We start from the raw sequence: 20530 nt of genomic DNA, 5'->3' as shown, positions 1-20530 counted from the left end.
GCCGACGCAATCCCCTTGTCAAACGGTTGCGAACTCTGGCCACCCGTGCGGGGCGACAGGCCGAGGGGCTGTTGCTTCTCGAGGGCACCCACCTGTTGCAGGAAGTTCTCAGGCAGGGCAACGCACCCGAGGAAATCATCGCGACTGAAGCCTGGTTGCAATGTCATCCGGCCCTGGCTGAACGTTGTCCACAAGCTCGATGGTGGATCGTCACTGATGAGGTGTTGCGGGCTGCTCTCACAACGGTCACACCCGATGGTGTTGCCTGCCTGAGCCCCCTGGATCGACTGCCCACCGTCCCTCCAGAGCTGGACTTCCTCCTGGTTCTGGATCGGATTCAGGATCCAGGGAATCTGGGCACTTTGCTGCGCACGGCCCTGGCTGCTGACATCAACGCGGTCTGGATGGGGGCTGGCGTTGATCCCCTCGGCACGAAGGTGTTGCGGGCCTCTGCCGGTGCTCTGCTTCAACTGCCGCATCAACGCTTTGGCCCGAGCGAAGCGGTTGCGATTTCACAGCTTCAGCAGGAACTGACGCAACTGGTGGCCTTGGGTGTGCAGGTGGTGGCCACCCTGGTGCCCGATTCGAACAAGGCTGATCCTCCCTCGCCTTACTGGGATCTCGACTGGACGCTGCCGACGGCGCTGGTGCTGGGAACCGAGGGAGCAGGTCTGCATCCGGATCTGCAGGCCTGCTGTACCCATGCCGTCACGCTCCCCCACAGCGCACGGGTGGAATCCCTGAATGTGGCGTCTGCCGCTGTTCCTCTCCTTCTGGAGCGGCGAAGGGCGACAATGACCGCCACATCGCAGCAGTTCGGGTGAGCGACGCCAGCTTCGACTTCGACGTCATCGTTATTGGAGCCGGCTACGGCGGCTTCGACGCTGCCAAACATGCCGCCGAGCACGGCCTGAAGACGGCGATCGTTGAATCTCGCGACATGGGTGGCACCTGTGTGAACCGGGGCTGTGTTCCCTCCAAGGCGCTGCTGGCCGCCAGCGGAAAAGTGCGGGAACTCGCGGACGACAAGCACCTGTCGAGCTTCGGAATTCACGCTGCTCCTGTGCGGTTCGAACGGCAGAAAATCGCTGATCACGCCAATCAGCTCGTTCAGACCATCCGCACCAACCTCACCAAAACCCTGGAAAGGGCCGGGGTGACGATCCTTCGGGGGCACGGCCGTCTGGAGGGGAGCCAGAAGGTGGGGCTGCGGGAGCCCAGCGGGGTGGACAGGGTGCTGACCGCCAAGGACGTGATCATCGCCACGGGGTCTGATCCTTTTGTGCCGCCAGGCATCGAAACCGATGGCCGCACGGTGTTCACCAGTGATGAGGCCATCAACCTGGAATGGCTGCCCCGCTGGATCGCCATCATCGGCAGCGGTTACATCGGCCTTGAATTCGCTGATGTGTACACCGCCCTCGGTTGCGAAGTGACGATGATCGAGGCCATGGACAAGGTGATGCCCACCTTTGATCCCGACATCGCGAAGATCGCTGGGCGTCATCTGATTGATGGTCGCGATATCGATGCGCGTTCCGGTCTGCTGGCCCGCAAGGTCACACCGGGCTGTCCGGTGCAGATCGAGCTGGCTGATTTCAACAGCCGTGAACTGGTGGAGACCCTTGAGGTTGATGCCGTTCTGGTGGCGACAGGGCGTGTTCCCAGCAGCAAGGATCTCAACTTGGAGTCGCTGAATGTGGAGACGAACCGCGGCTTCGTCCCGATCGACGACGCGATGCGGGTCTTGGTTAACGACCAGCCTGTTCCCCATCTCTGGGCCGTCGGAGATGTGACAGGCAAGCTGATGCTGGCCCACACGGCAGCGGCCCAGGGCACCGTTGCCGTGGACAACATCCTTGGTCATGCGCGCGAGATCGATTACCGCAGCATTCCGGCAGCTACCTTCACCCATCCCGAGATCAGCTCTGTTGGCCTGACCGAGGCGGATGCCAAAGCTTTGGCAGAGAAGGATGGCTTCCAGCTCGGTTCCGTTCGCAGCTACTTCAAGGCCAATTCCAAAGCTTTGGCAGAGCTGGACAGCGACGGTCTGATGAAGCTGCTGTTCAACAAAACCAGTGGTGAAGTGCTGGGGGCCCACATTTACGGACTTCACGCCGCCGACCTGATCCAGGAGGTGGCCAATGCCGTTGCCCGTCGTCAGAGCGTGCGTCAGCTCGCCACCGAAGTGCACACCCACCCGACCCTCAGCGAGGTGGTGGAGGTCGCTTACAAGCAGGCTGCCGCCCAGGTGGCAGCCTGATCACGCCCAGCTTTTTCGTTCCAGCTTTTTCCCTGTTCCATGGAGATCCGCCGTCGTCCCCCCAACCCCAAGGTGCGGGTGGCCCATCTCGAATATGCGGTGCCCCATGACGACGAAGAACCGCGTCACATTCTCGAGAAAATTGTCTGGGCAAAAGACCGTGAGATCGATATTGCTCGCGACAAGGTTCCCCTCGACAACCTGAAGCAGCAGATTGCCAAGCTTCCCCCCACAAAGGATTTCCTGGGGGCACTTCAGGCGGCCGCAACGAAACCAGCGGTGATTGCTGAAGTGAAAAAAGCGAGCCCCAGCAAAGGGGTGATCCGCGAGGATTTCGACGCGGCGGCGATTGCCAAGGCCTACGCCGCTGGCGGTGCAAGCTGCCTCTCGGTGCTTACCGACAAGACGTTTTTCCAGGGCGGTTTTGATGTCCTGGTGGAAGTGCGTCAGGCCGTCGACCTGCCTCTGCTCTGCAAGGAGTTTGTGCTGAGTCCTTATCAGCTGTTTCAGGCCCGGGCGGCCGGCGCTGATGCGGTGCTGCTGATCGCTGCCATCCTGTCGGACCAGGATCTTCGTTATCTCAACAAGGCTGCGGCGGCACTGGGCCTCACGGTGTTGGTGGAGGTCCACGACGCCACCGAGATGGACCGTGTGCTCAGCATTGGCGGCTTCCCCTTGATCGGGATCAACAACCGTGATCTCGCCAGCTTCGAGACGGATCTGGCCACGACCGAGCGTCTGATGATCGATTTCAACGACCGGTTGAAGCAACTGGGGGCGCTGCTTGTGAGTGAATCGGGCCTGTTCAGCCGGGCCGATCTCGATCGGGTGCAAGCCGCCGGTGCGGGGGCTGTGCTGGTGGGAGAAGCCCTGATGCGGCAGCCGGATGTTGAAGCTGGTCTGGTGCAGTTGATCCAGGCCGTCTAAGGCCATTGCTATTTCACTGCTGATGCAGAATTGCGACATTCAGGCGGTTCTTTGTGCTGATTAGCCTTTTGACCGGTGTTGTAGCCGGGGCCGTTCATGTGGTCGGTGGTGCTGATCACTTGGTGGCGATGGCGCCCTTCTCTCTGAACAAGCCATGGGCTGCCTGTCGTCACGCCTTGGCTTGGGGTGCCGGTCACTCCACAGGAGTTGTGGTTTTGGCGTTGATCGCCATTGGTCTGAAAGACCTGGCCCATGTGGAGGCCATGTCGTCCTGGGCGGAATTCCTCGTGGGCGTGGCCCTTTTGGTGGTGGGTGCCCTGGCCGTGCGCACGGCCTTCGGGCTGGAACTGCACACCCATGAGCACCGCCACGACGGTGCCGCCGAGCATCGTCATCTTCACCTGCATGTGCACGGTGCCAGCAATCACCGTCGCCACGTCCATGCCTCCTCCGGTCTGGGTCTCCTGCATGGCCTGGCGGGGGCCAGCCACCTGCTCGCGGTGATTCCTGCTTTGGCTCTGCCGCCCCACGCCGCTGTGGGCTATCTGGTTGCTTACCTGCTTGGATCCATCGGCGCCATGGTGGCCGTGGTGTCGGTGGTGTCGTTCCTCACCCTCCGTAGTGGTGCCCGGCTGATGCCCTTCATCGTGGGCGGTACGGGCGCTCTCTCGATCATCACCGGGGCCATCTGGCTGCAGAAGACCTCACCGGCCCTGTTCTGATTCCCCGCGCGGGAGCCGGCCTACCACTTCGCCGATCAACAGGTTTGTTGGCACCGCTCCGAGTTGGCGGCTGTCGGTGCTTTCGGTGGGGTTGTCTCCCAGCAACCAAAGCCCCGTTTCCTCAACGCTCTTCAGACGCTTGATCAGGCGGAGCTTGCTTCGCTGTGGATGCCAGGTCACGACCACGGATCCCAGGCTGGGAGAGAGCTTCCGTCCCAGCCGTCTGACCAGAACCCGGTCTCCAGGTTCAAGGGTGGGTTGCATCGATCGTCCTTCGATCCGCAGCAGAAGCAGTCGCCCACAAAAAAGCAGCAGCAGGTCGCGAAGACCTGCTGCTGCGATGGGGGGATTGGTTCTGTTCGAACTCAGGATGCGGTGACCCAGGCGTCGGAACGGCCCTTGGACTGCCAGAACATGCCGTGGATTTTTTCAACGGCAGCCATCAGTTCTTCTGCCTTGGCCTGATCGATGTTCACCTTGCAGGCGCTGCAGAGCTTGGCTGCTTTCCAGAAGGTGTCGTGCAGGTCAGGGAAGGTGGCCAGGTGATCGGGCTTGAAATAGTCGGTCCAGAGGATCAACAGCTCTTTCTTGGTCTTCTGTGCTTCCTCTTCCTTGATGGCGACGTAGCGACCGAAGGTGTTGTTGTAAGCAGCCAGAGCAGCCGCGTCACCAGCGGCGGGAGCTTCCATCGCCTTCAGCTTTTTGGTCATCGACAGCACGGCTTCGGCTGCCACACGAGCGGAAGCCGGGTCGTACACGCCACAAGGACCGTCGCAATGGGCTTCTGCCACGGGAGCAGGAAGGGCACATGCAAGGGCGGAAAGGGCCGAGCGCAGCATCGGTTTAGAGCGGAATTGGCTTTGGATGAGCCTAGCTTCCGCTCACTTCTTCACGTCGAGCAGTTCCACCTCGAAGATCAAGGTTGCGTTGGGGGGAATCACGCCACCGGCGCCCCGGGCTCCGTAGGCCAGGTCGGAGGGGATCACCAGCTTGCGCTTGCCGCCCACTTTCATTCCGGCAACGCCTTCATCCCAACCCTTGATCACCCGGCCAGCGCCGAGGGGGAAGCTGAAGGGGGTTCCCCGGTCGTAGCTGGCATCGAACTGCAGTCCGTCTTCCAGGGTGCCGCGGTAGTGCACCACAACCGTTTGGCCGGGAGTGGCCTCTTCGCCGTTGCCCAACTCCAACTCGATGATTTTCAGACCACTGGCGGTGATGGTGGTGTCAGGGGCATCGAGGGGGCCGCCGAGGGCTGAGGCGTCGGCGGGAGCGGAATCGTTGGCCATGGCGAAAAGAGTTGGGTTGGGGTCGTCAGGGTCGAGTTCGAAGCTCAACGCTTTTTGTGGTTTCGAAGCCTCGGTGCGAATTGCAGCCGGCTGCGCCGGGGCTGCGGAAACGGTGGAGGGGGCAACGATCTGGCTCACCAGGGCCAGGAGCAGGCAGGCCACGCAGACCGTTGTGCTGATGATGATGTCGCGCACGGAAAGGCTTCTATTGCGTCGATTCTGACCTCCGGTCAGCGGCGTCGGCGTTCATTCAGGCCGGTTCATCTGCCGCAGCTGTTGCTCGAGGCGATCAATCCGGCCCCGCAGCTCATCAACTTCCTTCTGGCTGGGAACGCCAAAGTCCTGGAGCAGGTTGTCGCGGTTGCGTTCCAGGTTGCGCCCCATTTGCTGTTCCAGTTCGGGGGTTTCACCGCGGAGGGCTTTCAGCACGTCGTCCACCAGAGCGGACGCTTCATTCGGATCCAGCCGTCCACTGCTCACCCAGTTCTGGGTAACGCCGCGCAGACGGTCCGCAACGAGGGTGGTTGTCCCCAGGCCGCGGAGCAGCAGTTGCTGAAGAGGATTCGCGGCATCCATGGCGACAGGTGGGCGGGTCCGATCCAGGATGCCTTCGGCCGGGACTGCTGACCATGGGCAATCACCAACTGCAGGCCGGATCGCGGGCGCTGCTGGGCGGCGTCTTGGCAGGCATGGCTCCATCTCTTGGCGGGCCATTGCTGATGGTCCCCGCCCTGGCGCTGCTCTGGTCTGTGGCTGAGCGTCCACGCTGGTCGGCTGGCTGGGGACTGCTGGCTGTTTTGGTCAGCCACCGTTGGTTGCTAGCCCTGCATCCACTCACCTGGATGGGTGTTCCCGCCTGGCTCAGCCTGCCGGTGGCGCTGGGCCTCTGGCTGGCCTGCGGGAGCCTTGCCGCTCTTCTCTTGGCTGGATGGTCTGTGCTGGCGCGGCGGCTGCCTCGCCGCTGGCCGCGTCTTGTGCGGCTGATGCTGTTGGCCGGGCTTTGGGCCCTGGCTGAACTGGTGCTGTCAGGGTCGCCGCTGTTTTGGATCGGCGTCGGCGGCACCACCCTGCCCTGGGACCGCCCCTTGGCGGGGTTGGCCCGCTGGTTCGGCTCCGGAGGGCTGACGTTGCTGCAGTTGTGCTGGGGCTGTTGCCTGCTGGCCCTGTTCGAGCAACCAGCTGCCTGGCGTCGTTGGGGCTTGCTCGGATTGGCCAGTGTGCTTCTGGCCCATGGCTTAGGGAGCTGGCTGTTGTTGGCGCCGCCGCCGCCGGTCGGCTCCGTTGCTCTGGGGGTCTGGCAACCCGCCGTTCCCACACGAGAAAAATTAGATCTGGAGCGTCAACAGGCGCTTCCAGAAGCTCTGGTGGATGCGATGCGTCAGCTGGAGCCCAACAATCCAGCTGCTGTGGTGGCTCCGGAAGGAGCGCTGCCGGCGCGTTTTCAGCTGCCGGCCGATGCTCCAGCCATTCCCTTGATCAGTGGCGGATTTCGTTGGGTGCGGGGTCAGCAACGCAGTTCTTTGTTGCTGTACGAGCCGCCGGCCCGTTCTCCTGTTCCCTTGGCTGATAAGCACCGTTTGGTTCCGATCGGGGAATGGATCCCGCCCCTTCCTGCCGGGCTGACGGCGGGTCTGTCTGCGGTGGGTGGATTGTCTCCCGGTCCGGCCTCGAGAACGATGGCGGTGGTTGAACCCCCAGCGGCTGTGGCGATCTGCTACGAGATCGCCGATGGTCTGGCTCTGGCGCGCGCTGCTGCCGATGGTGCGACCTGGCTCCTTGCCATTGCCAATCTCGACCCCTATCCGCTGCAGCTGCAAAAGCAGTTTCTGGCTCTGGCGCAGTTACGGGCGATCGAGACAGGACGGGATCTGCTCAGCGTTGGCAACACGGGCCCCACGGCGCTGATTTCGGCCAATGGGTCGGTGCAGTGGCTGCTTCCGCCTGAGGCTCGGGGCGTCGCCGAGGCCGTCGTTCAGGTGCGCCAGCGCGTCACGCCCTATTCGCGTTGGATTAGTCCCCCACCCAGAACAGTTTCACCGTCGTAGAAGACAGCCGCCTGCCCTGGCGTGATCGAGAACTGCTCCTCTTCAAAGCTGAGACGGCAGCGGTGGGGCCGCTCTCGCTGCTGATCTGCCTCGGTTGCTGGGAGGGGTGAAAGCTGCGCAAGCACCGGCGAACTCCGATAGCGCACCTGCACCTCAACGGTTTGCGGCGCCTCGATCGGGTCAATCGAGACCCAGTTCACCGCGCCCACCACGCAGCCGTCTCGCCCGGCTTCGGCCCGGGGTGCGACGACCACTCGATTCATCGCAGCGTCAAGGCGGATGACGTGAAGGGGCTCGCGCCAGGCCACCCCGAGACCTTTGCGTTGACCGATGGTGAAGTGTTCGATGCCATCGTGCTCGCCCACAACGGTCCCGTCCGCCAGCACGATTTCCCCCTGCCGCGGTGGCAGATAGGCATCCAGGAACGCCCGCATTGATCCGTGGTGGTCTGCCAGGCAAAGATCCTGGCTCTCTGGTTTTTCTGCGGTGCGCAGACCGTGTCGAGCGGCTTCGAGCCGCGTGTCGGGTTTGGTCAGTTCCCCCAAGGGGAAAACGATGCGCCCCAAGACCTCTTGGGGCAGGTCATAGAGGAAATAGCTCTGGTCCTTGCGGGTATCGAGGCCCCGCAAAAGCTGATGTCGCCCTTGATCGCCGCCATGGCGGATTCGGGCGTAGTGGCCGGTGGCGATGCGGGGCAGCTTGCGCTCCTGTAGAGCCCAATCGAGCATCGGTCCAAATTTCACCGATCGATTGCACTGGGAGCAGGGCAATGGCGTGATCCCATCGCGATAGCCATCCACCAGCCGTTGAACGATCTCCTGTTGGAACGTCTCCCGCGTGTCCACCACATGGTGGGGAATGCCCAGCTGTTCACAGATGCCGGCCGCATCCACCAGCCCCTCGGCGCAACAGGCCCCTTTCCCGCTCATCAGCCAGAGCGTCAGGCCTTCCACCTGCCAGCCCGCCTCCACCAGCAGCGCAGCAGTGAGGGAACTGTCAACGCCTCCAGAGAGACCAACGGCCACGCGATGGTCCCCAGGCCATTGCCGGAGGCGCTCAAGAGCAGCCTCTCCAGCGCGGGTTGTGGTGGATCCGATGGCCATGGGCGGCGCAGGGAGTTCTCTCCATAGTGAGGTCCCGGCAACCTGTAACTGGTGTGGCCTCCCGCTGATTCCGATCACTTACTGGTGGATGCCGCGTCCATGGGCGCCGCGGAACAGAGGTTGTTTGACAGCGGAATGCCCGTCGCTGCCTTGATGGAGAAGGTGGGGCTGGCCATGGCGGCTTGGCTGCTTGCGCGCCGGGATCTGCTGCACCGTGGCGTTGTGGTCCTGGTGGGACCGGGTCACAACGGTGGCGATGGTCTGGTGGTGGCCCGGGAGTTGAACCTGGCTGGCATTGAGGTGTCGTTGTGGTGTCCCCTGCCGATTCGCAAGCCCCTAACCGCTGAACATCTGCGCCACGGGGAGTGGCTTGGTCTGCGTCGCTTGTCTGAAGAGCCCGATCCAGGTGGAGCAGCATTGTGGGTGGATGCGGTCTTCGGGCTCGGCCAGAGCCGGTCGATGCCTGAGTCGTTGGCGGATCTGTTTCGGCGTCGGCAGCAGCTGCGACCTGGGGCGTTGATCAGCCTGGATGTGCCGTCGGGCCTCTGTTCTGACCATGGAACTGTGTTGGGCGAGCAGGCGGCCTGTGCCGCGGTCACCCTCAGCGTTGGCTGGTTGAAGCGCGGGTTGTGTCTGGACCCGGCCCGTCCCTGGGTTGGTGCGTTGGTGCGGATCGATCTGGGGTTGCCGCCTGCGTTGGTAGGCAACGCCGCTGCGGTCTTGCCGCGCCGCCTGCCGGTGGGAGAGGCCTGTACGGCCCCGTTACCAGCGCTGCCGCCCACAGCGATGAAGTACGAACGGGGCCGCTGCCTGGTGGTGGCGGGCAGTGATCACTACCCCGGCGCGGCTCATCTCGCGCTTCGGGGGGCCATGGCCAGTGGCTGCGGCTGCGTTCAGGCTGTTGTGCCGCCCTGTCTTCAATCCAGCTTGTGGCAGGTGTTGCCGGAGGTGATGCAACTGGAGGAGGGGGTGATTCCAGACCGGCTGGATGCGGTGTTGGTCGGTCCCGGGCTTGGCAACCCTTCTCGGTGGTGGAACCAGTGGTCGGAGCAACTGCGCACTGTCGCTGGTTTGCTGGTGCTCGATGCAGATGGGATCAATGCCCTGGCGTCCAGTCCGGAGGGGTGGCGCTGGCTGCTGCAGCGTCAGGGTCCAACCTGGCTGACACCCCACGCTGCTGAGTTCGCGCGTTTGTTCCCTGATTGTGGTGCGGCTGATGCGCTGGAGAAGGCGATCGCCGCAGCACGCTGCAGCCGTTGCTGCATTTTGCTGAAGGGAGCGCATTCCGTGCTGGCGGATCCATCGGGTATGGCGGTGGTCCTGACAGGTACGACCCCTCGTGTGGCCCGCACCGGCCTGGGTGACCTGCTGGCCGGTTTTGCCACCGGTTGGGGCGCCCAGGCTGTTGCGGCTCAGCAGCAGCCTGGGCTGGAAAGCTTTACTGCCGCTGCGGCTTTGCATGGTTTGGCGGCAGCTCGTGCTCGCTCAAGTGATGCTTCAACGGTTGCGGATTGTTTGAAAATCAATACAGCGCGGTGTCAGAAAAAGCAAACAACGATGTTCAACGAAGTCTGAACAAATGCGTCTTTTTCATCGTCTCGGCTTGTAGGTCCCAAAAGAGCTTTCCTTGGTTTTTAAATCTTTCGCAAATCTGAAATGTTGCGGTTTGCTGTTCTGAATCTGAAGGGTTGCTGAAAACACATCGACATTCTTTCTGTTCGTAGGAAAGTCATTTCACTTCCGCAGCACCCAAGGTGTCCACAGCTTCCAAGCCGCTGGAGACGCAACGTCGGCGCAGCAGCGACCCCGTCAGTTGGTATCTCGCCACCATCGGCAGAATTCCACTGCTGACCCCAGCTGAAGAAATCGAACTGGGCAATCAGGTGCAGGCCATGATGGCCCTCACCGAAGACGGTTCCCGTGAGTTCGAGGATGGAGAACTCACCACGCCACAGCGCCGGCTTCTGAGAATCGGTCGCCGCGCCAAAGAGCGGATGATGAAGGCCAACCTTCGTCTTGTTGTCAGCGTTGCCAAGAAATATCAAGGCAAAGGTCTGGAATTGCTCGACCTGATTCAGGAGGGCTCCCTCGGACTTGAGCGTGCTGTAGAGAAATTCGATCCCACCCGGGGGTACAAGTTCTCCACCTATGCCTTCTGGTGGATCCGCCAGAGCATGACCCGCGCCATTGCCTGCCAGTCGCGCACGATCCGACTTCCTGTCCATCTCAGTGAGCGGCTCACCACGATCCGCAAGGTCAGTCTTGATCTGGCCCACAAGCTGGGCGCCATGCCCAGCCGTGTGGAGATCGCCGAAGCCATGGATATTCCTTTGGATGAACTGGATTCGCTGCTGCGTCAGGCCCTCACCACCAGCAGCCTGGATGCTCCCGTCAATGGTGAGGAGGGGCGCAGCTTCCTCGGGGATCTGATTGCTGATTCATCCCTTGATGAACCGCTCGAGATCGTTGAGCAGCGGATTCATCACGAACAGCTGGGCCGCTGGCTGAGCCACCTGAGCGAACAGGAGCAGCATGTCCTGCGCATGCGCTTCGGGCTTGAGGGCAATGAGCGCCACACGCTGGCTGAAATCGGACGCCTGATGGAGGTATCCCGAGAGCGGGTGCGTCAGGTTGAACTCAAAGCGTTGCGGAAGCTACGCAACCTCACCCGTCGTCTCCCGAGCGGCATCTGAGCCGCCTCGGGTGACGATGGCTCCAACAGATCCAATTCAGCTGAATCAGTCTTCCGCCCAGATGTAGCGGGTGAGTTCTGAGGGGTCTGGTTCGGGTGCGGAGAGGGCGAAGTCAACGCAGTCCTGAACGATGCTGTCGATTTCCTTCTCGATCGCGCGCAGCTCGTCGCTGCTCACCAGACCCGCTTCGGTCAGGTCCCGCTCGAGGGCTTTGAGGGGATCACGCTTGGCCCAGAACTGCTTTTCTTCCTCCGCCCGCAGTTCGTCAGGGTCGGCCAGGGAATGACCGCGGAAGCGATAGGTCAGGCACTCCAGCAAGGTCGGCCCTTCACCCGCTCTGGCTCGTTCGACTGCGCGTTGAGCCGCTGCCCGCACCGCAAGAACGTCCATGCCGTCCACTTCCTCTCCGGCCATGCCGAAGGAACTGGCCTTGCGCCAGATCTCCGGGTCACTGGTGGCCCGGTCGTGGGCCATGCCGATGGCCCACTTGTTGTTTTCGACCACGAAAATGATTGGCAGCTTCCACAGCTGCGCCATGTTCATGCACTCGAAGAACTGACCGTTGTTGCAGGTCCCATCGCCGAAGAACGCTGCTGTCACGGCGTTGCTGGAGGCATCACCGAGGGCGTCACGCTTGTAGCGGCTGGTGAAGGCAGATCCGAGTGCCACGGGAATGCCTTCGGCGATGAAGGCAAAGCCCCCCAGGAGGTGATGCTCCTTGGAGAACAGGTGCATCGAACCGCCGCGACCCTTGCTGCAACCGGTCTCCTTGCCGAAGAGTTCGCTCATGACTTCGCGGGCAGGCACGCCGGCACTCAAGGCATGCACGTGGTCGCGATAGGTGCTGCAGAACCAGTCGTGCTGCCGCTTCATCGCACCGATCACACCGGTGCTGACTGCTTCCTGACCGTTGTAGAGGTGCACGAAGCCAAACATCTTGCCCCGGTAGTACATCTCGGCGCATTTGTCCTCAAAGCGCCGGCCCAGGGTCATGTCCCGGTAGAGGTCCAAACCGGTGTCCCGGTCCACGGTGGCCCGTTGTGACGTGACCAGTTTGGAGAGCCGTTCGGCATGGGGACCAGCAGTCGCAGTGCCAATCGGAGCGGAATCGACAGCGAGGTCCTGACCCATGTCCACCTAAGGGATTGCGCTCAACTTTAAGGGCCAACGGATGAGCGATGGGCAAAACCCCAGACACTGACTAAGATCCGCGTCTCCTCGCAGCGCCGCTGTTGGATCTGCCCATCGATCATTTCCGACTTCTGGGCGTCAGTCCATCGGCAGCGCCTGAAGCGATTCTGCGTCGCTTGGAAACCCGCTGTGACAGTCCACCGGATCAGGGCTTTACCCACGAGGCTCTGCTCCAACGGGCCGACCTGCTGCGTCGCTCCGCCGATCTGCTGACCGACCCCTCCGACAGGGCTGAATACGAAGCAGCTCTGTTGCGGCTCAGTGAATCCCATCCCAACGGCACGGTGGGGTTGGACCTCCCCACCAGCAGTGAGGTGGCGGGCCTGATTCTGCTCTGGGAGGCCCATGGAGCTCTCGAGGCCTTTCAGTTGGCGCGGCAGGGTCTCCAACCCCCTCAGGCCCCTGCCCTCGGAAGCGGCCGTGAAGCGGATCTGACGCTCCTGGCCGCCCTGGCCTGCCGCGATGCTGCCCTGGAGGAACAAGACCAACGGCGCTACGAGTCGGCGGCCCAGCTTTTGATTGACGGCATTCAGCTGCAACAGCGGATGGGCAAGCTGCCCGACCAGCAGCGCCAGCTGGAAGACACCCTGCAGGGGCTCACTCCCTTCAGGATTCTGGATCTGCTCAGCCGTGATCTTGGTGATCAGGACTCCCATCAACGGGGTTTAACGCTGTTGGATGAGCTGGTCGTGGCCCGTGGTGGTCTGGAGGCCGCCGATGCTGATGTGGATCAGCCCGGCAGCCTTTGCCAGGACGATTTCGAATCGTTCTTTCATCAGATCCGTCGCTTCTTGACCGTTCAGGAGCAGATCGATCTGTTCAGCCGCTGGTTTGAGGGGGGCGCCGCCGATGCCGGTTTCCTCACGGTTCTGGCCCTCACCGCCGCGGGCTTCTCGCGGCGCAAGCCCGAGTTCCTCGAGCAGGCGCGCGACCGGATGCAGACGCTTGCCAATGCCGACCTTGATCCCATGCCGCTGCTTGGGTGTCTGGATCTGCTGTTGGGCAACGTCAAGGATGCGGATCGGCATTTCGCCGTTTTGCGGGATCCGGATCTGCAGGCCTGGTTCTTGAACCACCCCGGTGATCGGCTAGCCGCGCAATGCGAATACTGCCGAGCCTGGCTTGAACGCGATGTCTTGCCGGGATATCGCGACGTTGATGCCTCGGGCGCTGATTTGGATGCCTGGTTCGCTGATCGTGACGTGCAGGGCTTTGTCGATCGTCTCGATCGCAAGGCGTCGCGCCAGATCGGCGCTGAAGAGATGACCCTGGCCTGGGCATCTGCAGGGGATGCAGCTCTTGGTGCGTCGAGCGAACCGGCTGAATCGGACCAGGAGGTTGACTCCGAAGACGCGGATGCCACGCCGCTCTGGCAGCAACGCTGGGTTCGCCCCGCTGCTGCAGTTCTTGCACTGGTCGGGATCACCGTTGCAGGTTCCGTCTTGCTTCGACGCAACTGGAACCCTGCTCCGCTCTTGCCGGAAACCGCTTCAAGACCCGCTGAGGAGAAGCAGGTTGAAGAGAGGCTGGAGCTCGACGCTGTTTCATCCCCCGTGGATGACGAGCCAGTCGCGAGCCTGAAGGCCGGTCTTGAGCCTTCAGCACCGTCTGAGCCACTGGTCAGTGATGCCCCGACGGAAGCCGAGCTTCAGGCCTTGCTCCAGGGATGGCTTGATGCCAAGGCGTTGACGCTGTCTGGTCAGCAAGCTGATCTTTCCGTCGTGGCGAGGGAGCCCCTGGTGAAGCGCGTCGAGCTGGAGCGGGCCGCTGATCAGGCTGCAGGGCGATCCAAGTCGATTGACGCAGCCATCACCACCATTGAGGTGGTCGACCGCAAGCCTCAGAGGATTGAACTGCTGGCCCAGGTGGCCTACAGCGATCGCCTTCAGGCTGCCGACGGAACCGTCATTGAAGAGACAGCACCGACTGATTTCATCGTGACCTACGTGCTTGGCAGAGATGGAACCCAATGGCTTTTGCACGACTACATCCCGGGCTCCTGAGTTGCTCGATTGAGTGGCTTGACCGTCGCTTTTTACGATCACTCCATTGATCCAGGGGCGTAACGCCGATGTTCGACGAGCTTTCAGCCCGTTTTGAGGATGCGGTCAAGGGGCTGCGTGGCCAAGACAGCATCAGCGAAACCAACGTCGATGGAGCCCTGAAGGACGTCCGTCGGGCCTTGCTTGAAGCCGACGTCAGCCTGCCGGTGGTGAAGGAGTTCGTGGCTGAGGTCCGCGACAAAGCCGTAGGTGCCGAGGTGGTGCGCGGCGTCAGCCCGGATCAGAAGTTCATTCAGGTGGTCCATGAACAGCTGGTGGAGGTCATGGGGGGCGATAACGCTCCTCTGGTGAAGGCTGCTGACGCTCCCACCGTCGTGTTGATGGCCGGCCTTCAGGGTGCCGGTAAAACCACCGCGACGGCCAAGCTGGGCCTCCACCTCAAGGATCAGGGGCGTCGAGCCCTGATGGTGGGTGCCGACGTCTACCGACCAGCTGCCATCGAGCAGTTGAAAACGCTCGGTGCTCAGATCGATGTGGAGGTGTTCAGCCTCGGTGCCGAGGCCAAGCCGGAAGACATTGCGGCCGCTGGTCTGGCCAAGGCGAAAGAGGAAGGGTTCGACACGCTCCTGGTCGACACCGCCGGTCGCCTCCAGATCGACACCGAGATGATGGAGGAGATGGTGCGGATCCGCACCGCTGTGCAGCCCGATGAGGTGCTGCTGGTGGTGGATTCGATGATCGGCCAGGAAGCGGCCGAACTCACCCGTGCCTTCCACGACCAGGTGGGGATCACCGGAGCGGTGCTCACCAAACTCGATGGTGATTCCCGCGGCGGTGCCGCCCTCTCGATCCGCAAGGTGAGCGGTCAGCCGATCAAGTTCATCGGCACCGGCGAGAAGGTGGAGGCCCTACAGCCGTTCCATCCCGAACGGATGGCCAGCCGCATCCTCGGTATGGGTGATGTGCTGACGCTGGTGGAGAAGGCCCAGAAGGAGGTCGAACTCGCCGACGTCGAAAAGATGCAGAAGAAGCTGCAGGAGGCGACGTTTGATTTTTCGGACTTTGTGAAGCAGATGCGCTTGATCAAGCGCATGGGCTCGCTTGGGGGCCTGATGAAAATGATCCCGGGCATGAACAAGATCGATGACGGCATGCTCAAGCAGGGGGAGCAGCAGCTCAAGCGCATCGAGGCCATGATCGGCTCGATGACACAGCAGGAGCGGGAAAACCCCGACCTCCTGGCGAGTCAACCCTCAAGGCGTCGCCGAATCGCCAGCGGCAGCGGTCATCAGGCTGCAGATGTGGACAAGGTGTTGGCCGACTTCCAGAAAATGCGCGGCTTCATGCAGCAGATGAGCCAGGGCAACATGCCCGGGATGGGAGGCATGCCCGGGATGGGAGGCATGCCCGGGATGGGCGGCATGCCAGGTATGCCCGGAATGGGTGGAATGCCGGGCATGGGTGGAATGCCTGGTATGGGAGGCATGCCCGGGGGCGGTGGTCGCCCCGGTCGCGGTGGACCGCCGAAGCGGCAGCGACCCGCCAAGAAGAAGAAGGGCTTCGGGGACCTGTGAGGGTGGAACGGTATGGTGGTTGTTTGGCGGGCGTTTAGGCGTCGCCGGACCACCTCTTTCCTTCATTCCAGGGCCACGATGATCAAGCTCCGCCTGAAGCGGTTTGGCAAGAAGCGGGAAGCGAGCTTCCGCCTCGTGGCCTGCAACAGCACCTCACGTCGGGACGGTCGTCCCCTTCAGGAGCTGGGCTTCTACAACCCGCGGACGAAGGAAACGCGTCTCGACACCGAGGCCATCCGTGAGCGTCTGGGTCAGGGTGCTCAACCCACCGATGTCGTGCGCACGCTGCTCGAGCGCGGCGGTCTTCTGGAAAAGACCGTGCGTCCTGCTGAGACCGTCGGCAAGGTCAAGCAAGCGGCCAAGCGTGAAGCTGATGCCAAGCAAGCCGCCAAGGAGGCTGCTGAGGCCAAGGCTGCAGCAGCTGAGGAGAAGGCTGCTGAAGCTTCCGATTCCGCAGAATCCGAATCGACCGAGGGCTGATCATTCCGGTGTCTGACGACGGCGAACGCGGCCGTTTCGTTCTCGACCTGCCTGATCCTGATGCTGCACTGGCCCTGGCTGGTGAAGCAGAAACAACCCTGCATCGCCTTGAAGCTCTGACCGGAGCCTCCATGGTGCTGCGGGGTCTTCAACTGGTGATCACCGGGCGGCCAACGCAGATTGAGAGGGCTGCTGCGGTTGTGGAATTGGTGCGCCCGATCTGGCAGGACGGCCAGTCGGTGTCACCGGTAGACCTTCAATCGGCCCTGGGGGCTCTCAACACCGGCCGCGGCGATGACCACGCCGCCATGGGTGAGCAGGTGTTGGCGAAGAGCCAGAAGGGCAACCTGCTGCGCCCGCGCACGCTGCGCCAAAAGAAATACGTGGATGCCATGGAGCGCCACGACCTCACCTTTGCCCTCGGCCCTGCCGGCACCGGCAAAACTTTTCTTGCCACCGTTCTCGCGGTTCGGATGCTCACCGAACGCAAGGTGGAGCGCTTGATTCTCACCCGGCCGGCTGTTGAAGCTGGGGAGCGCCTGGGGTTTCTGCCGGGCGACCTTCAGCAGAAGGTGGATCCCTATCTGCGTCCGCTCTACGACGCCTTGCATTCCCTGCTCGGTGCGGAGAAAACCAGCGTGCTGTTGGAAAAGGGGGTGATTGAGGTTGCTCCGCTGGCCTACATGCGGGGCCGCACCCTCAGCGATGCCTTTGTGATCCTGGATGAAGCTCAGAACACAACGCCTGCCCAGATGCGCATGGTGCTGACCCGCCTCGGAGAGCGTTCTCGGATGGTGGTGACGGGAGACATCACCCAGGTGGATCTTCCCGCCACTGTGCAGAGCGGTTTGGTGGAGGCCTCCGATGTTTTGGATGGTGTGGAAGGGGTGGCTGTCTGTCGCCTCACCTCGGCGGATGTGGTGCGTCACCCCCTGGTACAGCGGGTAGTCGAGGCCTATGCCCGACGGGACGAACGCAAGACAGCCAAGCCTCAGCGTCGATAGGGAGATCCACACTCCAATCCCTTGCCACCGCTGGCAGGATGTGGGGAGTCTTTGGTGACCTGGTCAACATGCCAGCAAGCAGCAATTTCCAGGAGGCGATCCGTCAGGCGCAATCGAGCGCCCTTGTCGGGCCCAACGTTGTCAATAAAGCGCTGCCCTACGTCGGCGGCGGCATGGTGCTCACCTCGATCGGGGTGATCGGTGGTCTTTCGATGATGGCCACCCCGTTGTTCATGCCCCTGTTCTGGGTGGCCGTGATCGGCAACCTGGTTCTCTTCTTCGTCGCGCAGAACGTCGCGATGAAGGGGAACAACGCCACAGCCTTGCCGCTGTTGTCGATCTACAGCCTGATCACCGGATTCACCCTGAGCGGTCTCGTGGCGTTCGCTGGAGCTGTCGCCGGTATCGGTGCGGTCGGCACAGCTGCCCTGGCCACCGGCATCACCTTCGTGATTGCGTCGATCGTTGGTCGTCGCATGAGTGATTCCGTCGGTCAGGCGCTCTCCGGCGTGGTTGGTCTCGGCTTGATTGGCCTGATCCTGGCCATGGTCGTCCAGTTTGTTGGCGGCATTTTTGCCCCAGCCATCTTCCATGGCACCAGCTTTGAACTGATGATCGCCGGCTTCGGCACTGTGCTCTTCGTAGGCGCCGCCTTCGTCGACTTCTACACGATGCCTCGCTCTTACCGGGATGACCAATACCTGGCAGGTGCCTTGAGCATGTACCTCACCTACATCAACCTGTTCATCTTCATCCTGCGCTTGATCATCGTGCTCAACGGTGGTGGTCGTCGCGACTGACGATTTCAACGCAATCGAATCCGCCTTCGCCCCGGCTTGTCCGGGGTTTTTTTATGGCTCAACCTTCGGCCACGGCATAGACGCTGTTCCCGATCGCTTGTTTCTGCTCGGCGTCGTACCCCCACTTCTCCAGGAAGGAGACGTCTTCACCGCGGTTGTCGAGGGCGGCGGCCAGCAGTTGCTCCAGACGCTCTTTCACCTCTGCTGGTTCCAGCAGCCTGAGTAGTTCAATGCAGCGGTTGCTGACCCGCTCCGAGCCTGCCTGCTGCACTTCATCTCCCGTGCGCCTGTGATGAACGGCCATGGCGGTGCTCATGGCCAGATTGCGGACGCTCAGATCCACAACTCCAGCACCGGCGCCGCGCAGTTGGCCGACGACGGCATCGGGCAACCGATCCATCAGTACGCTCTCGCCCGCCAGGCTCACCACAAAAAATCCCCGGGCACCATCGCGGCTGGCCACCATTTCACCGATCCGGTCGGCCAGCACCTCATCGCTGATCTCCTCGTTATCCCACTGCTGCAGCCAGGCCGCTGTGATCTCCATGGCCTGCTGGAAGGTGGGCTGCTGATTGGCCATGGCAGCGTGGAAACACTGTGGCCAGGCTATGGGCAGGTGTGGCCGTTCCAATGTCCAGCGCTTCTTTCCATGATCTTCATCTGCGTCTTCCAGCAGGACATTGGAAAGAGCTTCAGCAGCACTGTGAGCGATCAGGAGAGAGTGCGAGTGCTGTGATCCGGAAGGCTCTTGGCGATTATCTCGATCTGGAGCACCACACCCTGTGGCAGCTATCCACCTCAAGTGCGGTCGTAAAAGGGGTGTTTGGTGAGGCGCTGCAGGTGAAAGATCTTGCAGACCACGGTGATTTCGGCATTGGCACGTTTGAGCAGCTTGATGGGGAGGGAATCCTCTTGAACGGTGTGTGTTGGCAAGCCGGTGCCGACGGCACGCTCATCCAGGCTCCAATGGACGAAGGGATTCCCTTTTGGATTGCCACCCATTTCGCCTGCGAACGCCAGATGCGTCTCGGCCCGATTTCGGATCTGGGGCAGTTTGCTCAGCTGCTCGACCCCTATCGCCCCAGTGCGAATTTGTTTGTGGCGATTCGCGTTACGGGCGAATTTGAAGAGGTGATGGTGCGCTCCGTTTCGCGCGTTGAACAAGGGGCCAGCCTGCTGGATGCAACGCGCGCTCAAACCACGTTCACCCATCACGCCATACGGGGAACGTTGGTTGGTTTTTGGAGTCCAACCCATGCAAGCAGCCTCAATATTCCCGGCTATCACCTTCATTTCCTTTCAGACGATCAGCGCCATGGTGGCCATCTGCTCGATTTGAAAGCCACCGCGTTGGAGGTGGAGTTTGATTTCCAATCAAATCTTCGGTTGGCGCTGCCTGAAACCAAGGAATTTTTGATGGCGGATCTTTCGGGTGATCCATCTGCCGCTTTGGAAGAGGCAGAAACGCGAGGAGGCCGTTGACGGCGCAGACTTGGCGTATGCAACCAACTCCTCTGCCAGAGGACTACCGCTCTGGCTTCATCGCACTGATTGGTCGACCGAACGTGGGTAAATCCACGCTGGTGAATCAGCTGGTTGGGGAGAAGGTGGCGATCACATCCCCTGTGGCCCAAACCACCCGCAATCGCCTGCGGGCAATCCTCACCACGGAGGTGGCACAGATGGTGCTGGTGGACACCCCTGGCATCCACAAACCCCACCACTTGCTTGGGGAACGCTTGGTGAAGAGTGCGCGCAGCGCCATCGGTGAAGTGGACCTGGTGGTGTTGCTTCTGGAGGGGTGCGAGCGCCCGGGGCGGGGTGATGCCTTCATCGTGAATCTGCTGCAGCAGCAGTCCCTGCCGGTGCTGGTGGCCCTGAACAAGTGGGACAAACTGGCGGAGGAGCATCGCTCCGAGGCGGAAGAGGCCTATGCCGCCCTGCTGCATGAGACGAATTGGCCGGTGCACCGCTGCAGCGCCCTTTCAGGCGATGGCTGCGAAGAGCTCACAGCAGCGATGGCGGCTCAGTTGCCCTTGGGGCCACAGCTTTATCCGCCCGAGATGGTGAGTGATCAACCAGAGCGGGTGCTGCTGGGTGAACTGATCCGCGAGCAGGTTCTTCTGCACACGCGGGAGGAGGTGCCCCACAGCGTTGCTGTCACCATTGATCGCGTTGAGGAGTTGCCGGCAAAGGGCAAAGGGGCTGGGCGAACAGCCGTTCTGGCCACGGTGCTGGTGGAACGCAAGAGTCAGAAGGGAATCCTGATCGGCAAAGGTGGGGCGATGCTCAAGACGATCGGCCAGGGGGCCCGGCTGCAGATGCAGGTGCTGATCGATGGCCCGGTGTATTTAGAGCTGTTCGTCAAGGTGGTGCCCGATTGGCGCAGCAAACCGGCCCGCTTGGCGGAGCTGGGTTACACGGGCAATCAATAACCGC

21 protein-coding genes are annotated in these 20530 nt (G+C 62.0%); 14 read left to right on the top strand and 7 right to left on the bottom strand.

All coding sequences use genetic code 11. From position 1 onward, the window contains the following. The first annotated feature begins 26 nt into the window (after nt 1–26). The 4 genes from FZZ90_RS09920 to FZZ90_RS09905 are packed head-to-tail and all read left to right on the top strand — an operon-like array spanning nt 27 to nt 3912. Entirely contained in the window at nt 27–824 is a 798-nt protein-coding gene (locus FZZ90_RS09920; RefSeq protein WP_226425617.1) for an RNA methyltransferase, read from the top strand. Beyond that, complete coding sequence (gene lpdA / locus FZZ90_RS09915; protein ID WP_226425616.1) at nt 821–2263, top strand: dihydrolipoyl dehydrogenase; 1443 nt, start codon at nt 821–823, stop codon at nt 2261–2263. The genes FZZ90_RS09920 and lpdA overlap by 4 nt, the downstream gene beginning before the upstream one ends. A gap of 39 nt (nt 2264–2302) precedes the next feature. After that, on the top strand, nt 2303–3190 hold the full coding sequence (gene trpC, locus FZZ90_RS09910; RefSeq protein ID WP_226425611.1) for an indole-3-glycerol phosphate synthase TrpC: 888 nt from the start codon (nt 2303–2305) through the stop codon (nt 3188–3190). 53 nt (nt 3191–3243) lie between these two features. Further along, complete coding sequence (locus FZZ90_RS09905; protein WP_226425610.1) at nt 3244–3912, top strand: hydantoin utilization protein A; 669 nt, start codon at nt 3244–3246, stop codon at nt 3910–3912. Here the strand turns inward: FZZ90_RS09905 and sodX are convergent. The 4 genes from sodX to FZZ90_RS09885 all read right to left on the bottom strand — a co-directional run bounded on the left by sodX (nt 3895) and on the right by FZZ90_RS09885 (nt 5774). Continuing rightward, on the bottom strand, nt 3895–4197 hold the full coding sequence (gene sodX / locus FZZ90_RS09900) for a nickel-type superoxide dismutase maturation protease (protein ID WP_226425698.1): 303 nt from the start codon (nt 4195–4197) through the stop codon (nt 3895–3897). The genes FZZ90_RS09905 and sodX overlap by 18 nt on opposite strands. A gap of 80 nt (nt 4198–4277) precedes the next feature. Further along, nucleotides 4278–4751 (bottom strand): superoxide dismutase, Ni, encoded by a 474-nt coding sequence (sodN, locus tag FZZ90_RS09895; RefSeq protein WP_114988428.1) that lies wholly within the window; start codon nt 4749–4751, stop codon nt 4278–4280. A 42-nt stretch (nt 4752–4793) separates the two neighbouring features. Next, complete coding sequence (locus tag FZZ90_RS09890; protein WP_226425609.1) at nt 4794–5393, bottom strand: FKBP-type peptidyl-prolyl cis-trans isomerase; 600 nt, start codon at nt 5391–5393, stop codon at nt 4794–4796. A gap of 51 nt (nt 5394–5444) precedes the next feature. Further along, on the bottom strand, nt 5445–5774 hold the full coding sequence (locus FZZ90_RS09885) for a phasin family protein (protein ID WP_226401159.1): 330 nt from the start codon (nt 5772–5774) through the stop codon (nt 5445–5447). 53 nt (nt 5775–5827) lie between these two features. Here FZZ90_RS09885 and FZZ90_RS09880 point away from each other — a divergent pair, with 53 nt between their 5' ends. Next, a complete protein-coding gene (locus FZZ90_RS09880; RefSeq protein WP_226425608.1) occupies nt 5828–7243 on the top strand; it encodes an apolipoprotein N-acyltransferase in 1416 nt (471 codons plus the stop codon). Here the strand turns inward: FZZ90_RS09880 and mnmA are convergent. Then, nucleotides 7195–8346, bottom strand: coding sequence for a tRNA 2-thiouridine(34) synthase MnmA (mnmA, locus tag FZZ90_RS09875; protein ID WP_226425607.1), 1152 nt, complete (start codon nt 8344–8346; stop codon nt 7195–7197). The two genes, FZZ90_RS09880 and mnmA, sit on opposite strands and share 49 nt — an antisense overlap. Nucleotides 8347–8397: 51 nt before the next feature. Between mnmA and FZZ90_RS09870 the strand changes: the two genes are divergently transcribed. Together FZZ90_RS09870 and FZZ90_RS09865 are read left to right on the top strand one after the other, a co-directional pair. Then, nucleotides 8398–9921 (top strand): NAD(P)H-hydrate dehydratase, encoded by a 1524-nt coding sequence (locus tag FZZ90_RS09870; RefSeq protein WP_226425606.1) that lies wholly within the window; start codon nt 8398–8400, stop codon nt 9919–9921. A 179-nt stretch (nt 9922–10100) separates the two neighbouring features. Continuing rightward, nucleotides 10101–11039, top strand: a complete 939-nt coding sequence (locus FZZ90_RS09865) for an RpoD/SigA family RNA polymerase sigma factor (RefSeq protein ID WP_226425605.1) — start codon at nt 10101–10103, stop codon at nt 11037–11039. 45 nt (nt 11040–11084) lie between these two features. Here the strand turns inward: FZZ90_RS09865 and pdhA are convergent, their stop codons facing one another. Next, the gene (gene pdhA / locus FZZ90_RS09860) at nt 11085–12170 is read right to left on the bottom strand and encodes a pyruvate dehydrogenase (acetyl-transferring) E1 component subunit alpha (RefSeq protein WP_226425601.1); all 1086 of its coding nucleotides are present in this window, start codon (nt 12168–12170) and stop codon (nt 11085–11087) included. A gap of 101 nt (nt 12171–12271) precedes the next feature. Here pdhA and FZZ90_RS09855 point away from each other — a divergent pair, with 101 nt between their 5' ends. The 5 genes from FZZ90_RS09855 (at nt 12272) to FZZ90_RS09835 (ending at nt 18091) form a co-directional block, all read left to right on the top strand. Continuing rightward, nucleotides 12272–14233 (top strand): IMS domain-containing protein, encoded by a 1962-nt coding sequence (locus FZZ90_RS09855; protein WP_226425599.1) that lies wholly within the window; start codon nt 12272–12274, stop codon nt 14231–14233. Nucleotides 14234–14301: 68 nt separating this feature from the next. Then, the gene (gene ffh, locus FZZ90_RS09850; protein ID WP_226425597.1) at nt 14302–15807 is read left to right on the top strand and encodes a signal recognition particle protein; all 1506 of its coding nucleotides are present in this window, start codon (nt 14302–14304) and stop codon (nt 15805–15807) included. Nucleotides 15808–15885: 78 nt separating this feature from the next. Beyond that, a complete protein-coding gene (gene rpsP / locus FZZ90_RS09845; protein ID WP_226425595.1) occupies nt 15886–16287 on the top strand; it encodes a 30S ribosomal protein S16 in 402 nt (133 codons plus the stop codon). A gap of 8 nt (nt 16288–16295) precedes the next feature. Beyond that, a complete protein-coding gene (locus FZZ90_RS09840) occupies nt 16296–17291 on the top strand; it encodes a PhoH family protein (protein ID WP_226425594.1) in 996 nt (331 codons plus the stop codon). 68 nt (nt 17292–17359) lie between these two features. Further along, the gene (locus FZZ90_RS09835; protein WP_226425593.1) at nt 17360–18091 is read left to right on the top strand and encodes a Bax inhibitor-1 family protein; all 732 of its coding nucleotides are present in this window, start codon (nt 17360–17362) and stop codon (nt 18089–18091) included. 58 nt (nt 18092–18149) lie between these two features. Here the strand turns inward: FZZ90_RS09835 and FZZ90_RS09830 are convergent, their stop codons facing one another. Continuing rightward, complete coding sequence (locus FZZ90_RS09830) at nt 18150–18671, bottom strand: hypothetical protein (RefSeq protein WP_226425591.1); 522 nt, start codon at nt 18669–18671, stop codon at nt 18150–18152. A gap of 50 nt (nt 18672–18721) precedes the next feature. Between FZZ90_RS09830 and budA the strand changes: the two genes are divergently transcribed. Then, a complete protein-coding gene (gene budA, locus FZZ90_RS09825) occupies nt 18722–19573 on the top strand; it encodes an acetolactate decarboxylase (RefSeq protein WP_226425590.1) in 852 nt (283 codons plus the stop codon). Between the two features lie 17 nt (nt 19574–19590). Beyond that, nucleotides 19591–20526 carry a GTPase Era gene (gene era, locus FZZ90_RS09820; protein WP_226425589.1) on the top strand — a complete coding sequence of 312 codons (936 nt, stop codon included), beginning with the start codon at nt 19591–19593 and terminating at the stop codon, nt 20524–20526. Nucleotides 20527–20530 lie beyond the last annotated feature (4 nt).

Source organism: Synechococcus sp. MU1617 (assembly GCF_020514235.1).
Classification (GTDB): Bacteria; Cyanobacteriota; Cyanobacteriia; order PCC-6307; family Cyanobiaceae; genus Parasynechococcus.
Note: the sequence above shows the minus strand (reverse complement) of the source record. Positions and strands in the feature narration are given on the sequence as shown.